The following is a 14187-nucleotide window of genomic DNA, read 5'->3' on the forward strand; positions in this document are numbered from 1 at the left end:
ATCGACTTCCTTTAATGTAGAACTACGACAGCTGAAATCGAGAGAAGCTACCACAACTCAAAAAACTAACAAAAAAAACTCGGTAGAACCTATCCAGAACTGAATGAAAGACTGTTACACCCAACCAACCACTGCTGTAGTTTGGTTACGCAACACATCTGATCCGATCCTGTCCAAAGCTCAACCGAGCAAAATAAAAATACTTACTTCAAGCGTAACAGACTTAACAAAGTTAACAAGTGTAACAGCCTTCACAAGAGGGGAAATAGGTAGTCGCCGGGGTCTAAACAAGGAGACTACAAAATGCAAAACAACCCTGGAAGCAACAGGGCTGTGGTGCGAAATAATCTTAGTGATTCCATCGTACCAGTTACACCAGCCTCTCAACAATCCCCCTCTCATCAAAACGGGCGTTGTCAACAAAATCCGCTCCTCCAGCTAAACCCGCTGGAATCTGATGCAGTAATCGAACAAATCGCCCCGTGCCCAAGTTGTGGGGCAACCCACGCAGTAAAGACACCTGGGACGGGACCACACTACGCGGCGCTGCGGTGTGCCAACTGCGCTAGGTTCCTGCGCTGGCTCCCTAAGCCAAAGTCGGGGGATGCGCTATGAAAAGCATTACCCACGCCGTCACCCAGCTGACGACACTAGGCTACCAAGAAGGCGATCGCATATTCGTCCGAGCGTTAGTCCCCAAAAATATTCCAATGCCCGAAGCGCTCAAACGTGGTCTGGCATGGGAACCGGAACCGGACAAGATTGTTCCTGTAACCGTTGACGGGTTCTTAATACTTAAGGGTAATAATGCAACCTTCACCAGGCTGAAGCGCTGCAAAGAATCTAGGAAGTGGATTGAGCAGCGTACTTGCCAGAACGGGCTAGCTTACCTGCAACAGCTAAACCAAAAAGGCTACGGCATCTATTATATTGTCAACGCAGGTGGACGGGAAAACGGCGACATCAGCCACTGTCCTGCTCTATTTTATGAGTGCGATACTATCGGCAAGGATGAGCAGTGGCAAAAGGTAGAGGAACTAACACGCTCTGGATACGAGCCGAGCCTAGTTATCGAGACTCGTAATAGTTTGCACGTCTACCACCGCACCTTTGAGCAGGAGGTCGAGGGTTGGAAGAAGTTGCAACAGCGATTAATCCAACACCTGAATTCAGATCCGTCTATTTACAACGAAAACCGCCTGATGCGGTTAGCTGGGTTCCTACATTGGAAATGGAATACTGAAGTTCAAGCGCTTGAATCCTTCCCTGTTACCCTCAAGCTTAATACTGGCAAAGTCTACAGCCGCTTTGAGCTAAATTCATTACTACCCTTGTGGGATGTTGAGCGATGGGACAAACAGGCATCTAGGGCAGAACGAGTTGAAACTGACCCTAGCCTTGATCCGTGGGATATCCGCAATTTAGCAACTTTGCTAGACGGCTACAACCCGAATGGGCGGCGGGGGTGGATAACCTGCAAGTGTCCTGCTCATAATGGGCAGTCTGACAACTCACTGCATATTGAACAAAGTACGGGTGCGTATAAGTGTCATGGAGGATGTGACCCCAAGGAAATTTATCACGCTGCCTTGGATCTTGCCAAGTCACGCGGTTATCAAGTTCCACAAAAAGTGGGGCATCAGTTCTCCGATTTAGGCGGTTGGTTGTTCAAGCTCAAGCGACAACTGACTAAGACGATTAAGCGCAGAAATGTCTGGGGCGTTGGTCGCAAAGGTGAGGTCGAGGTTGAACCAAAACCTGCTAAGACTTCACCCGCAATTGAGTATCAGCCTAGTGAACGGTTAAATGTTTGGGTAGAAGCCAAAAAGCGAGGCTACAAGTACATCCTTGACACTAGCGTCACTGGCAGTGGAAAATCTTACGATGCTGGTAGGGCTACTACCGAATTGTTTGGGGTTCGTCAGCTGATTTATGCTAGTGCCGAGCATCGCAACCCTACCACATCTACACTTCAATCATCGTGGCATGACCTAGAGGCACGACACAAAGGGTTAGTGCGAGATGAGTTCGGTAAGTTGCGTCGGGCTTCTGCAGGTCAGCCCTACGTTGTTGCGCCCAACTGCGGACGCAATGAAGTAATCAGTGCGCTGCGAAGCAAGAATATTTCAGGGGCTGACACAGCTGGACTAATCTGCGATACTTGCCCTAATTTGGAACCATGCCAAGCAGGTGCTGTGTTTGGTTTTTTGCATGACCGCATGACAGCGCTCAAGCAACCCCGACTTAGAGCGCATCCTGAAAGCCTACCGAGTCCAAACGCCGACTTTGGCGAACCTTACAACTACAGCGACGTAGTGCTAATGTGGGATGAAGCGAGTGAAATCCTCAAAGCCCATCGCTCGATTGAGGTAATGGCGGCTGACTTGCAATGGGCGATCGCAGACCTAGCGGTTAAGCTACCACAAGTCTTTGACGCGCTTAGACCGCTACTGATCGCTCTGCACTCTTATCTATCGGGTGAGCAGAAGCAGCCGAATAAGTATGGGTGGAAAAACGCGCAAATCAAGGCAGCACTGCCGACGCTGGAAGGCATCGACGTTAACGCAATTGTAGAAGCATTAGCACCATCACTAGATAGTTTGTTAGACGGCGGGAAGGAATATGGGTTATCCCTCGCAGACATGACCCGTGACGTTAGAAAGAGATTTTCTGACTCCGATGCAGCAGTAGCCGACCGTGTAGCTAGGGAACTTGCTTTGAATTGGTTGCCCGACTTCCTAGATGTGCTGTTAGGCAACGTAGTAGGGGCGTTAAGGATTCAGTACGGCACTTTGACTATTACTCTACCTGACCTGCGGCTAGCAGAAATTGCACGAGCCGCGTCGGGGAATATCTTTCTGGATGCCACTGCCACTGCTGAAGATTTGGCGCTGGTGTTGGGGTGTGATCCCTCGGACATTCTCACGGTGCGGCAGGAGATTCCAGACACGAGCAACCTTGAGATTATTCAAGTGGCAACGATGGGACGACTCGGCGTAGGCAGCGAACGCTCCGAGTTCTGCCAAGCTAGGGTTGATGCCATTGTCAATCAAATTCAGCAGGACACTCTCGGCAAGACAGGTGTAATTGATTTCAAGCGCCACACCAAGGAGGGCGATGGTAAGCGCCGTTGGTGGGTCGATTCTCGTGGTGTGAATGATTTGGAGGACTGCGATGCCTTGGTGTCAGTTGGTGTGCCATGCCGCAGTTTAAGTGACTTGGAAGCTGAGTTTACCGTGTTATGCGGTCGCCCTCCCAAAGAAGGCACAGAGCGGGTACGTTATCCGATTGAGGTTAACGGTGCGCCTTCTCCTGACCTACAACCTTGGTTTGAGATGGAAGTGTCAGCTGACCTTGAATTTCGTGAATTCTGTCGCCGTCGCATCTTAGCAGACATTCATCAGAACTTTGGACGGTTGCGAGCGTCTCGACGACCTGGTCAGCAGTTGAGGGTGTACTTTATTGGTGATTATCCGCTTGATGTTCCTGTGACGCTTAAGAAAGCATCGGATATCACACCCGATGCTGCCACGAAGCCGGAGCGAGTCGAGATGGGTATTCGCGCTGCTGTCCAGCAACTTAAGGAAGCGAGGCAGAAAATTACCCAACAGGCGATCGCACAGATTACGGGATTAAGTCAAGGTTACGTTTCCCGTTTCCGAAAATTATTACAAACGCTATTAAGTAGCTCTAATAGTAAAAGTAATAATTCTACTGACCCGCCACCAGACCCCGATGAAGTTCAGTGGGTTAGCCAGGAATATCTGCCGTTACTGGCAGAATCTCCACCAACTGAACTACTTGAAGAGGTGCTGACAACCTTTGAAGTGTATGGGCAGACTGTCTGGCGACAAATTTGGGATGCTACACCCGCTGCCGCTCAGATAAAAATCCTTCAAGCGCTGATGTTTACCTTGAGCGCGGGTGAGTTGCGATCGCTCAGTACAGCAGCGGGTGTGGCAGCATGAACGAACGAGAACAAGAACTAGAGAAAGGCAGGAGTTAATTCACGCAGTGCCACTGCCTGATTGCTGTCATCGCCAATCGACCTGGAGGGACGAAACTTTTACAGGGTATTTTGCCAACACTCCAGATGTACGCGCAGTACAAGGCAAATCGAAAGCGCCAAGGTTCGATCAGGTGAGGCTGGCTGTGCGGCATACCCTTTTTTTCTTTCTAGAGGCTACGGGTATCGTTGTTTCGATTTGCTAGATAAGTATAAATACCTGTTTTGAGGTAAATAGTTGAAAATCACTTACCCAGAAAATTGTGGGGAAAACTAAATTGCCTCAAAAAGTTGAAACCCTTTAATAGCCTTTAAAAACCTTTAATTGCTTTGAGTTGCTAGGCTATTGTGGTGTAGCCGATACATTACTAAAGCGTATTGACCCGTAAGCGTTCCCAGCACAAAGTAGACCAGATTCGCTCTCAGATGTCACCAGAGAAACGGGTGGAATTTGATGATTTCTGTCGTTTTGGTCGAAACTGCACTGATATCTGGCGACTGCTGGTTAACGAGGGACACAATATTAGTGTCGCTGCTGTAGCGGCATGGCGACGTGCTACATTCCCTACAGGTGAACAAGCCAAAATCCTCAATGGTTTAGCTCAAGTTTACGATGGACTGGAGGGAGATCGCAGCCTTCAGACAGTTGAGGGAATTGCAATAACCCTGATTCGCCAGATAACTCAGATATACCAGCAAGCTCCCAACAAACTCGACTCAGCTATCCTCAAGTTGTTTGTCTTGTTGCCACCGCTAATGAGAGAGGTAAGATCATCGGCTGCCCAACGTGAGCAATTACGCTTCATCACCGACCGAGCCGCGCTGGAGATAGCAGGAGGGCAGCGCGTGTGCGATATTCTAGTGCAGACGTTCGAGGGAACGTCGTTTGAAGATGCCTTAAGGGAAGCAATTCGAGGTGCAATGCTGCAAATCGAGCAGGAAGCTAAGAATCAGCAGTAGTGGCAGCAAGATGGTTCTAAGGGGTCCAGTTGCACAAAAAGCTAGCAATTTTATTTCAATTTTGGTACAAATGTACCATCGATTTGTGAAACAAAAAACTAAAAATGAGCGAAATAATTAAGGCGGCTAATATACTACGCCAAGCTGGTCACATCGGTGAAGATGTATTTGGCAACATAGTTAATAATGCAGGTGCTACGGCTCAAGGAGCAGTAAACATTGGTGTAGGTCGATCTATTGGGCAAACCGGTTCTGACTTGATAGGACAATATCGACCTCAAACGATGGAAGATGCTCAACAAATAGAAAGAATGCGTCGCGAAGGAGAAAACTTCAACTACGGTATCAATGAAAAGGTAGCCCAACGCAACGTTTTAAATAATATGGCTTTAAACGAGCAACAAAACAGATCGCAAGCAGCCAATAACATTTTGAATGCTTATCAAAATGCGAGAGCTGCAAACCAGCAATTTATCAGTTCCTTAAGCGGTACAATTGGACGCTATTAAAATTGTGTTGTGTTCTTCGTGACTCGGAGAACGCAGTTCTTTTTCGATGTAATTTTCTCTTTAAGATTTGAGATTAGTCAAATAACTGAACTTTAAAATGGTAGAAGTTCCATAGTTGCGCCGATAGTCAACATTTCCGACTTAACATCGGGATGAATTCGATCTATTTCCCCTGAATCCACTTTTTGAGTCAACCAGTTGTAGAGACTTTGAACTTCGGCAGCAGCCTCTGTTTTAAGTTGAGGACAAACTTCAGTTACTGCGTAGTTGGTGACAGTTGCCATCTGCTTTGCAGTAACAGTATGTTCTAAAGACATGAGACCATCAAAGTAGTGGTATTGCTGATCGAAAGCTGGAATTAGAGAAGATGAATTAGCAACAGCGTTGCAAAATATTTCAGCTAGAGCGTTAATGTCTTTCGTATTAACGGTATCAGCGTTGGCTGGTGTTGTAGTAACTAAAGTGGAGATAGCAGCGATGCCAGCAATTAATCTAGTTTTCATTATTGGTAGCCTAACTGTTGATAGCCCTTCTTATCAGGCGTTAATTAGTAACAGTTTTTGTAAACATAAGAGCCAACCTGCTGATAAGTACATCTCTGGTTGTAATCACCGTAAGGTGTACGGATGCGATTATTCTCATAAATAGTGTTTCCGATTCGCTGCACATCAGATCGTCTTTCATATTCATTGCCCTCTCTGGTTCTGTAGCGCTCAGTGCCGTAATGGAAATTGCCGATTTGATTGCCTTGATAATTGTACCGACCACCATAAGAATCGTATCCACTACAGTTGTCGAAGTTCCCGTAGCTTGAACAATTTTGATTGTAGTAGTCTGCCCTAGCTGGACTAGCAAAAATAGATGTAGAAATCAGTAAACCTGTGATAACTGTTAACTTTTTCATATTTCCTTACTTAAGGTTGAGCTACTCTTTTATGCTGGCTTCTGCAATTTCAAGTAAGGTTTAGAAATGATGAATATTTGCATGAATAGTTAGCAAACACTTACGTAGTAAGTCATGCAGACTTTGTAGTGTATGGCGCTCACTCCTCACACCGGCTTCCTATGGCAGTAATGCTCTCGGAGTTATTACTGGGGGAACGTAGGTTGTTTTACAGACTCTTTATAATCGCCCAGAAACGTCAGTTAGAATTGACGCAAATTTCTGGACTTCTATATGACTCGACCTAACTACGGTATCGCTCGCTATCAAGCAGCGCTTCAAACATCATTACTACCTCCCCAAGACCAGCAGAATCCTGTATACAACAACAACCCGAACAGCGCAGCAGACAACAAGTATCCCTACAACCCACCCCAGCAGAAAGCCCAAGAACCAATCGTTACTGATGCAAATGGTACGCAATCATCAAAGCCTGCTTCCCCTGAACAGAACTACGGCAGTGGCGTACTTAGGCTACAAGCTGCTTTAGCTAATCGTTCAATACAACGCGATGTTCAACAACCACCTGCAATTCCAAATGCTAATAACGGAGCTAACCTGGGTATTGCTAAAGAACAATTCAATATGCAAGATGTCAACTACAAAGAGATGATTCCTTATTTAGAGAAATGGCAAAACCGCGCATTTAATAGAGATGCAATTTATAGCGGATTAACAAACTTAGGTAATGCTTTAGGAGGTAATGTTAGCTATCAGCAATGGTGGAGTGGAGGGCTAGTTAAGTAAGCTTCCTATACTTAACTTAAAACCCAATCGCTGCTACAGCATTGCGTTTCTGCTCTGGTGAAACTTCCAAGTAGCGCTGCAATGTCCCTAAATCGTTGTGTCCCGATATTTCCTGAATCACCCGCAAGGGAATGCCGGCACTGGACATCATTGTTAGGGCTGTTCGCCGAAAACTGTGGGTACTAACCCCTTCCAACCCAACGCGAAGGCAGGCATCTCGAAGAATCTTGTCCGCCATGAACCGGGTTAGGGTAAGCGTTCGCCCCCGCATTCCTGGAAACAGCGCCCCAGGAAGAGGCTTGTAGTCTGCCAACAACGCAGCCAGACCAGGTTGAATGTCCACCACCCGCGTTTTCAGCTTGCCTTTGGTGGTAGACTTTCTAAAAGTCAAAGTTCCACCCTTAATGTCTGAGGTTTGGAGTGCTAGCGCTTCGGAAACCCGACAGCCAGTAAATAAGCAGATGCCAAATAAAGCGCGATCGCGTGGCGACACAAATCCTTGGGTAAACAGTAGCCGCAATTCTTCTGGGGTTAAGATCTTCCCCTGCCCGTTTCCTGCAACTTTCATTGTCTAACTTTGGCTGATTCCCTTAGATTACACCAAACCACGATTTCGTGGAATAGCAGCCTTAAAGTATTGATTTATCGTAGTCGGCTGGAACCGCGATCGCCCCACTTAAGTCACGCTTATCAATCGCTCCACGACAGAATCAGGGTTTGGGACATTTTCGATGATTTTTGCTTATGATATCGGTGCTATCGACGATTGCAGCTATAATCGGCTACCTTTGAGCAGTCATTGATAGCAGAGCGAGCAAAGATGGCACAATCACCAATGCTTGGCGCAAGATGTCCCGTCGAGTGGCAGCAACAAATCAGGGCGATCTCTACCGCCTCAGGTCGCTCGGAAGCCGAGGTTGTACGCGAGGCAATAGCCCAGTATTTGGGGCAGACGGACCCAGCTGCGGTTAAGGGCGCGATCGCAGATTTACAGGACAGGGTATCCCGATTAGAGCAGAAGTTAACTCGTTTTGGACGATTGGCTGACTAATGCGAGGATTTAAAAATCAAGTCAAGGTACTGGAGCGGGATACCGCCAAACTGGGACAACTGCTGTCTGAGGGTTGTCGCGCTAGTTCTCCTCTGTATCATCGATCCTCATTATGAGCAAGCCAACCTGTAAGTCAATGTAAGCTACTGAAAAGGCAGCACTTCCTTTCATCCACTCCGGATTGTTGCCCGTTCCAACAATAATGCCAAGCACCGTAGTGAAAAATGCAAACTTAAGCAGCTCTGCCTTCACAGTCTGTTTCAAAGACTTGATCTGCTTTTCAATATCCTTTTCAATGTTCTTCATCAGGTTTTAGCGGAGGTAAAGTAGTGCCGCTCTCCGCTATTACCTTGTTCACTTGACTTTTTTGCTCCTCAAACCGCAGCCAGCGCAGTGAGTTATTTTTGGGGTGGACTTCGCGACGCGCCTGCCAGTTTGCTATTAATCCCACGCGCTTCAAGTCAGGTGGCATTACAGTATTTTCAAGGGCGTCACTTATCAGCCGCCGAAACGTTCTCTCGCTTTTTGTAAATCCCCGCGATGCAGCAATATCAAAAGCCTCGCCGACAGTGAGCCATGCGGCGGAATCAGTTGGCGATGCAGCAATGTTAGCTGGGTCCCTAGCAGATTTTGAATAAACTTGTGTTGGTGCGTTGTCTAGTTTCTTCTGCCTGAGAGTTTTTTCTTCCTCTCTCAGGCGACGAACTCCCCCAACTCCTCCTCTAGAACTGCCATTCGCTCTGGTAGAGGTGCAACAATATTTTCCACTTGTTCTAATCTTGTTATCAAGTTTGTTATCAAGTTATTATCAACTGATAATTTGTTGCTATCATCTATTATCAAACTGCGGTCGGGCGAGTCTAAAAACTTTGCAGCTAGGGTTTCTAAGACCTCTTGAAGTGTGAGTCTCTCCGATGCAGCCCAAGCTTTCAGTTGCTCTAATTTATCCTTGTCCCAACGGAATATCACCTGTACTCTTTCACTCATTGCTATCACCTGATAAGTAACTGATAGCTTATATTATCAGAGTTGCTAGCATATGATAATTAAAGATAGCAAATGATAGCACGTGATAAGTATGTGATAGCTAATTCGATATCAGTTGATAGCAAAGAGAGGATCGCTAACTTTTCATTTTTACTTCATCACCCCTAAACCTAATTAGCACTGATAGAAGGCAGACTAAGGTTAACGCTTTAAGTAAAAGTCTAGAGTGGCATGATCAGACCGACTGCTTATCTCATACTCAATTCATCAATGCTGTTACTAACAGTTGCTACCGGATTAAGCAGCCCAGTCTTAGCAGCGCCTCACTGGGTAGATGTCAATCGTGGATTTAATGTTGATCTCAACTCGATTAGAAGAGTTTCTTCAGGTGTTTATCAATACCGTACTCGCTTGAACTTGTTGCAAACGCCAGAAATTCTTTATCGCAATTTCTACTCATACGGACGTGTCGATTGTGCTAACCAGCGCCAGAGTGAAGTAGTCCGTCACAATGGACCATCTGGCGATCGTCGAATGCATGCAGACTCGAAGATGAGTTCAATTGATCTGGAGTTTGCGCTTAAATTGCCACCGAACGAACAAGCTCCGTATGCCCGAGAGTTTATCGTGGTCTGCACCCACATTAAACAGAACTTCCTACGAGGCATTGTTCCGCCAGATCTGGAACCTGATTGGGATTTAAAGCCAGAGACTTACGTGCAGGCAGATGAGGAAATTCCACTTTGGCCTTAACAGTTGCGCACCCTCACAGACGCGAACGCTGCTGTCAGATCGCCAACAAATAAAGTGTTTTCGCTCATGGTGTAACCTCGAAGTGTGAATCATGCTTGCCAGCCCCGGAGCAACAAGGGAGCGCAGCCAGGGGCTGATTTATCTCGACCGTCTAAGATGCTGGTAATGCTGCTCGGTTGGCGCGTAGGTTTTCAACCAGTTGCGCGATCGCTTCCGGTTTCAATCCGTCCACGCACTGAGTCGCCGCTTCCAACGTTGGGTCGAACAGCTTCTGCATATCCTCCTCAGATTCCAGCACCGCAACCGCTTGATCTACTCGCTTCAGTGCAGCTTCATCCGGTTCGGCATACTCAAAATCCAACACGTAGTAGGAGACTGCCTCGCCCTCAATAGTGGCTGACTTCTTTTTGAAGCTAGCTGTCCAGACTACCTCCCGATAGTCGTAACCTTGGCTTTGAGCTAGCACTGCTTTTTGACCGAAGTTAATCAGCGATCCTGACTTACCACTGCTGCTGTTTTTGACCAGCGTGTAGTAAACCACATTGGTAGGGAGCGGTTGACCGTTGGGGCTTTCACCAGCTGCGACAGGGCAGAACCAGACCTGACCTAATGGTGTCCCAGGGGCGATCACTCCATATTCTTCTGTAGCAATGCGGCGGCTGAATTTGAGGCAGATAAACTTGAGCTTACTACCGTACTCTGTCTCCCCTAAAAACCATTTTCCTTCCTTGCAGTCGTTTCGCAAGTTCATGGCGGTTTCAGGCACGATCAGGGCATCAGTTGAGAAAATGCCTTTGGTCTTCTCAGTAAAATACTTGTGACGAGCCATATTTTTGATGTTGTAAAGAGTTGCGAGGGTTTCACCACCAACCCACAAGGCGAGTCGAGTTATTTAGAAATCGAACCCACCGAAGGGGTCTGGAGCAGATTTTGGTTGACGAGGAGAGGAAGGATCTGCTACGGCTGCGCTAATTGTTACGATTGCGTTTCGAGTGGGCGCTACTGGTTCGTCCCAACCACCACCGTACAAATCACTTTTAGCTCTGGTGCTGATTGCATCCATGTATTCAGCTAAACTACCGTAGCCGACGTGATTTAGGGTAGCGAGAACGTGTTTACACCCGACTTTGGCTTTACCTAGTTGTTTGCGCTGTTCCTCGAAGTCTGTGCAGCCGCACATAGCAATACCTGCTGATAACTCCACGACATAAATCTTCTCGCTCTTGGCGCTGAAAACGTCATAGCGGCACTGGTACGACCCTGCACCCCAGCGCTTAACCGTGCAAGTTTTAGCTCGCTCTTGCCGGAAGCTAATGAAATCAGAGTAAAAGGCTGTTTTGCTCAGGAATGTGGAGCAACGCCCGTTCTTGGTTCGATAGGTGACTTGAACAGCCCCTTTGTAAACTCGGATTACCTCAACACAGCGAGCTGCAATGCCTTGGGCTTGTAGGATGCGTAGCGCGGCTGCTTTGGTGAAGAATAATTGTGACATGATGTGAATAGCCTCGTTTGTAGGTGGGCAGTTAGCTGGATTTCTCAGGTCGTGCTAGCTGCCTTTTGATATCTCTATTATTACCTACTAATAGTAGGTAATGTAATGGTTGGATATATATTAGTTGACTATCTGTTAGTTATCTACCAATAAGTGATATTAATAGATAGAGTACTAAGAGTAGGTTATACTCTCAGTAGGTAATTAAGGAGATGTCAGTGATAGTTCGACTAAAAGAACTGCGTTCTCGGCGAGAGATGTCACAAAACGAGCTGGCACGCCGGTTAGAGATGTCTCTGGCTAACGTGCAGAAGATTGAATACAACAAAGCCAAATCAATCCCCCTCAATACACTGGATCGGCTTTGCGAAATTTTGGAGTGCGAAGTGGGCGATCTGCTAGTTCGTGTTCCCGATATGAAGCCAGACGGAGACGCAGGGGAGGCAGCATAGGCAAAGGTGAGGGAGCCAACTGAAGCGCAGCTGCGGAGCCTGTACCAACAGTGTCACCGGCTAACTAATGTATTCCTGCAACCAATCCACATGGTTAGGCTGGACGAGCGAACTGGAAATATTTTCATACTGGCAGGTGTTAGAGAATCAATTGAATTAGAAATCGATCCACAAGGAGAGCTGTTGCCATGAGTGTTAACTACAACTCGATGACTGATGAAGAGTTAAAGCGTTATATGCTCGACCACCGCGATGACGAAAAGGCATTTTATGCCTACATGGATCGACGGCACGCTCGACCAAAGAAAGCCCTGATTACGGCGGAGGAAGCCAAACTACCCTTTGATGAGTACGGTTCGCTTTGGGATGAGAGGATGCGAGAACATTTTGGCGACAAATTAAACCTAAGAAATGAGCAAAAGTAACTTTAACGCAATGACCGAGCAGGAGTTACGTGCTTATGTATTAAGCCACAGGAAGACGAGGAGCGGATGCAAGAAGTAGTGAATTTAATTAAGCAACGTGATGAGCAGATTTGACCCCACTGACCCAGAATCGGAAGAACAAGCGATCGCCCAGATTCAGGAGCGCTTACAGCACGATCAGCTTTAAGCAGTGCGAGAATTGCGTGGCTAAAATTTCTGCTGCGATTGCTAGCTCTTTAGAGCAATAAAGGTGATTTATGCCGACAACTGATATTACTTTGAAATTTTTGCAAGAAGACATTGCGCTCCTGATTGAGATAGCCTCAATGCTTACAATTCCATTGAGTATCTGGCTAAGCATTTGGGGTTTTTCAAAGTTGGGGGATATGAATCTAGAGTTGCGGCTGTTAACTCTTGGGTCGGGTCAAGGAAAAGTACGCCTGGACGAATTTGCGATTCGCTGTAGCGTTCACGTTGCTGTGGCCCGGTGGTATCTCAACTCAAAAGCACGACAATTAAATGGAGTGCGGGAGGTAGACGAGCTAGGGGACGTGGTGTATTTGTTCGGGGATGCTAAACGAAAATTCTTACAGGAACACCTGGCGTCAATAACCTCGGAGCGTGGAGACACGCCATGACTAACGAAAGCAATAACCAAGCAATACCTCTCAGCCATCAGATACTAGGACTATGCCAGCAATTAGCTTTGCTGCAAATGATTGAACGGGTAAGTAAGTATTTGCAAGATGGTGTTGAAAAAAGCCAGATATCTCCTCTCATGAATGCTTTGGATGATTGCAAGTTAGCTCAAAGCAAAAATCCCCGTCAGGCGGCTGCTACATTTCTGGATGCGATCGCCCTCTTTGCTGAATGGGAAGAAAAGGAGTTGCAGTGAAGGACGAACAGGGAGCAGGTATTGAACTAAAGAACCCGCGCTTGGTTTAATTTGTCGAGCAGATGCAACAGGAGGCAAAGATATTGACATTAGTTGAAGAAGATACTTGGAGAAAATACATATTTGTCAAAACAGGTGTCCAAATTAAAGGCGATGATTTATGTTTGGTTGCTAATGGCGAACGGGTAGTAATCTCAGTTGAAAATGAAGGTACTACACGTCGCACAACTGAGCTGGTAGTCAAATATATGAATACTACTGTCGCTCTCGAACCAACAGTAGACGAAGGGCGATTAGCTTTAGCACATATTCTTGTCAAAAAACTAGCGTCATCTTTGTTGTGGACGCTTTACTATCAAACTAAAGCTTTTAGAAAAACAGCTTTAGACCAGTTAAATATTAAAGGAGATGAGCCTTTTGGGAAGCTTTACAGTGCAGAATTAGATCTATGTTTTGCTTGTTTAGATTTTTGGGATAGTAACGATCTATCTAGCATTTGTGACCATAAAAATGCTCTTGATTGGTGGGGTCAGTTAATAGAAGAAGACATTTGCTATCAGTTGAATTTACCTTGGGCAAAAGGCAGTAAGGCAGATGAAGAAAAAGCAATTCAACAGATTCTTGGCTACCTCAACTCATGGCTCAATCCCTATCCTCCAGAGCAATTACCACATCATTTCAACACGATTGAGTCTGCAATTACAATCGGTAAACCTCGCCCTAGCGACAACAATAAACTGAGAAAAGCCAGAAGGGAGTTTAGAGAAGGGGCTTGGAAGCAGTACAAAGAAGCTTTGCATGGAGTAAAGCGATCTCTCCACACATCCTCTGGACTTTACAGACTACACCTCGACGGTGACAAGCTGTATGCCCAAACCGGAAGAAAGAGCCGTTCTCACATAATATTTGAGCCAGTCCCGATCTGCTTACCTGAGTTTTTGCCCCAAATTGGGGGGTAACGAATTTG

The 14187-nt window shown here is 46.5% G+C and carries 18 protein-coding genes; 11 read left to right on the forward strand and 7 right to left on the reverse strand.

Features of this window, described 5'->3' with window-relative positions; translation table 11 throughout:
- Nucleotides 1-611 precede the first annotated feature (611 nt).
- The 3 genes from GLO7428_RS26360 to GLO7428_RS25665 all read left to right on the forward strand — a co-directional run bounded on the left by GLO7428_RS26360 (nt 612) and on the right by GLO7428_RS25665 (nt 5475).
- Complete coding sequence (locus tag GLO7428_RS26360) at nt 612-3968, forward strand: hypothetical protein (RefSeq protein WP_015191285.1); 3357 nt, start codon at nt 612-614, stop codon at nt 3966-3968.
- Nucleotides 3969-4384: 416 nt separating this feature from the next.
- Nucleotides 4385-4966, forward strand: coding sequence for a hypothetical protein (locus tag GLO7428_RS25660; protein ID WP_155824144.1), 582 nt, complete (start codon nt 4385-4387; stop codon nt 4964-4966).
- Nucleotides 4967-5070: 104 nt separating this feature from the next.
- Nucleotides 5071-5475: a hypothetical protein gene (locus GLO7428_RS25665; RefSeq protein WP_015191287.1), complete on the forward strand. Its 405-nt coding sequence runs from the start codon at nt 5071-5073 to the stop codon at nt 5473-5475.
- A 92-nt stretch (nt 5476-5567) separates the two neighbouring features.
- Here GLO7428_RS25665 and GLO7428_RS25670 read toward each other — a convergent pair whose 3' ends face one another.
- A complete protein-coding gene (locus tag GLO7428_RS25670) occupies nt 5568-5978 on the reverse strand; it encodes a hypothetical protein (protein ID WP_041919630.1) in 411 nt (136 codons plus the stop codon).
- Nucleotides 5979-6652: 674 nt separating this feature from the next.
- Between GLO7428_RS25670 and GLO7428_RS25680 the strand changes: the two genes are divergently transcribed.
- Nucleotides 6653-7165, forward strand: coding sequence for a hypothetical protein (locus GLO7428_RS25680; RefSeq protein WP_015191289.1), 513 nt, complete (start codon nt 6653-6655; stop codon nt 7163-7165).
- A gap of 16 nt (nt 7166-7181) precedes the next feature.
- On the opposite strand, the gene GLO7428_RS25685 is transcribed toward GLO7428_RS25680, so the two are convergent.
- Entirely contained in the window at nt 7182-7733 is a 552-nt protein-coding gene (locus GLO7428_RS25685) for a site-specific integrase (RefSeq protein WP_015191290.1), read from the reverse strand.
- 252 nt (nt 7734-7985) lie between these two features.
- Between GLO7428_RS25685 and GLO7428_RS25690 the strand changes: the two genes are divergently transcribed.
- Entirely contained in the window at nt 7986-8216 is a 231-nt protein-coding gene (locus GLO7428_RS25690) for a hypothetical protein (protein WP_015191291.1), read from the forward strand.
- 81 nt (nt 8217-8297) lie between these two features.
- On the opposite strand, the gene GLO7428_RS25695 is transcribed toward GLO7428_RS25690, so the two are convergent.
- From GLO7428_RS25695 to GLO7428_RS25705, 3 genes are all read right to left on the reverse strand, one after another.
- Nucleotides 8298-8522, reverse strand: coding sequence for a hypothetical protein (locus tag GLO7428_RS25695; protein WP_015191292.1), 225 nt, complete (start codon nt 8520-8522; stop codon nt 8298-8300).
- Complete coding sequence (locus GLO7428_RS28715; protein WP_015191293.1) at nt 8509-8688, reverse strand: hypothetical protein; 180 nt, start codon at nt 8686-8688, stop codon at nt 8509-8511. The genes GLO7428_RS25695 and GLO7428_RS28715 overlap by 14 nt, the downstream gene beginning before the upstream one ends.
- A 221-nt stretch (nt 8689-8909) precedes the next feature.
- Complete coding sequence (locus GLO7428_RS25705) at nt 8910-9203, reverse strand: hypothetical protein (protein WP_015191294.1); 294 nt, start codon at nt 9201-9203, stop codon at nt 8910-8912.
- Between the two features lie 231 nt (nt 9204-9434).
- Here GLO7428_RS25705 and GLO7428_RS25710 point away from each other — a divergent pair, with 231 nt between their 5' ends.
- A complete protein-coding gene (locus GLO7428_RS25710; RefSeq protein WP_015191295.1) occupies nt 9435-9956 on the forward strand; it encodes a hypothetical protein in 522 nt (173 codons plus the stop codon).
- Nucleotides 9957-10107: 151 nt separating this feature from the next.
- Here the strand turns inward: GLO7428_RS25710 and GLO7428_RS25715 are convergent, their stop codons facing one another.
- Nucleotides 10108-10785, reverse strand: coding sequence for a hypothetical protein (locus tag GLO7428_RS25715; protein WP_015191296.1), 678 nt, complete (start codon nt 10783-10785; stop codon nt 10108-10110).
- Nucleotides 10786-10848: 63 nt separating this feature from the next.
- Nucleotides 10849-11136 carry a hypothetical protein gene (locus tag GLO7428_RS28180; RefSeq protein ID WP_155824148.1) on the reverse strand — a complete coding sequence of 96 codons (288 nt, stop codon included), beginning with the start codon at nt 11134-11136 and terminating at the stop codon, nt 10849-10851.
- Between the two features lie 524 nt (nt 11137-11660).
- On the opposite strand from GLO7428_RS28180, the gene GLO7428_RS25725 reads away from it, so the two are divergent.
- From GLO7428_RS25725 to GLO7428_RS25750, 5 genes are all read left to right on the forward strand, one after another.
- Nucleotides 11661-11900, forward strand: coding sequence for a helix-turn-helix transcriptional regulator (locus GLO7428_RS25725; RefSeq protein ID WP_041919633.1), 240 nt, complete (start codon nt 11661-11663; stop codon nt 11898-11900).
- Between the two features lie 188 nt (nt 11901-12088).
- Nucleotides 12089-12325, forward strand: a complete 237-nt coding sequence (locus GLO7428_RS25735) for a hypothetical protein (protein WP_015191299.1) — start codon at nt 12089-12091, stop codon at nt 12323-12325.
- A 257-nt stretch (nt 12326-12582) separates the two neighbouring features.
- Entirely contained in the window at nt 12583-12963 is a 381-nt protein-coding gene (locus tag GLO7428_RS25740; RefSeq protein WP_015191300.1) for a hypothetical protein, read from the forward strand.
- Entirely contained in the window at nt 12960-13220 is a 261-nt protein-coding gene (locus tag GLO7428_RS25745) for a hypothetical protein (RefSeq protein WP_015191301.1), read from the forward strand. The genes GLO7428_RS25740 and GLO7428_RS25745 overlap by 4 nt, the downstream gene beginning before the upstream one ends.
- An 83-nt stretch (nt 13221-13303) precedes the next feature.
- Nucleotides 13304-14179: a hypothetical protein gene (locus tag GLO7428_RS25750; RefSeq protein WP_041919634.1), complete on the forward strand. Its 876-nt coding sequence runs from the start codon at nt 13304-13306 to the stop codon at nt 14177-14179.
- Nucleotides 14180-14187 lie beyond the last annotated feature (8 nt).

It is taken from the genome of Gloeocapsa sp. PCC 7428 (assembly GCF_000317555.1).
In the GTDB taxonomy this organism is placed as follows: domain Bacteria; phylum Cyanobacteriota; class Cyanobacteriia; order Cyanobacteriales; family Chroococcidiopsidaceae; genus Chroogloeocystis.

Coding starts and splice junctions, on each gene's coding strand:
- GLO7428_RS26360 (WP_015191285.1), top strand. CDS start 612: ATGAAAAGCATTACCCACGCCGTCACCCAGCTGACGACACTAGGCTAC.
- GLO7428_RS25665 (WP_015191287.1), top strand. CDS start 5,071: ATGAGCGAAATAATTAAGGCGGCTAATATACTACGCCAAGCTGGTCAC.
- GLO7428_RS25670 (WP_041919630.1), bottom strand. CDS start 5,978: ATGAAAACTAGATTAATTGCTGGCATCGCTGCTATCTCCACTTTAGTT.
- GLO7428_RS25680 (WP_015191289.1), top strand. CDS start 6,653: ATGACTCGACCTAACTACGGTATCGCTCGCTATCAAGCAGCGCTTCAA.
- GLO7428_RS25685 (WP_015191290.1), bottom strand. CDS start 7,733: ATGAAAGTTGCAGGAAACGGGCAGGGGAAGATCTTAACCCCAGAAGAA.
- GLO7428_RS25690 (WP_015191291.1), top strand. CDS start 7,986: ATGGCACAATCACCAATGCTTGGCGCAAGATGTCCCGTCGAGTGGCAG.
- GLO7428_RS25695 (WP_015191292.1), bottom strand. CDS start 8,522: ATGAAGAACATTGAAAAGGATATTGAAAAGCAGATCAAGTCTTTGAAA.
- GLO7428_RS28715 (WP_015191293.1), bottom strand. CDS start 8,688: ATGCCACCTGACTTGAAGCGCGTGGGATTAATAGCAAACTGGCAGGCG.
- GLO7428_RS25705 (WP_015191294.1), bottom strand. CDS start 9,203: ATGAGTGAAAGAGTACAGGTGATATTCCGTTGGGACAAGGATAAATTA.
- GLO7428_RS25710 (WP_015191295.1), top strand. CDS start 9,435: ATGATCAGACCGACTGCTTATCTCATACTCAATTCATCAATGCTGTTA.
- GLO7428_RS25715 (WP_015191296.1), bottom strand. CDS start 10,785: ATGGCTCGTCACAAGTATTTTACTGAGAAGACCAAAGGCATTTTCTCA.
- GLO7428_RS28180 (WP_155824148.1), bottom strand. CDS start 11,136: ATGTGCGGCTGCACAGACTTCGAGGAACAGCGCAAACAACTAGGTAAA.
- GLO7428_RS25725 (WP_041919633.1), top strand. CDS start 11,661: ATGTCAGTGATAGTTCGACTAAAAGAACTGCGTTCTCGGCGAGAGATG.
- GLO7428_RS25735 (WP_015191299.1), top strand. CDS start 12,089: ATGAGTGTTAACTACAACTCGATGACTGATGAAGAGTTAAAGCGTTAT.
- GLO7428_RS25740 (WP_015191300.1), top strand. CDS start 12,583: ATGCCGACAACTGATATTACTTTGAAATTTTTGCAAGAAGACATTGCG.
- GLO7428_RS25745 (WP_015191301.1), top strand. CDS start 12,960: ATGACTAACGAAAGCAATAACCAAGCAATACCTCTCAGCCATCAGATA.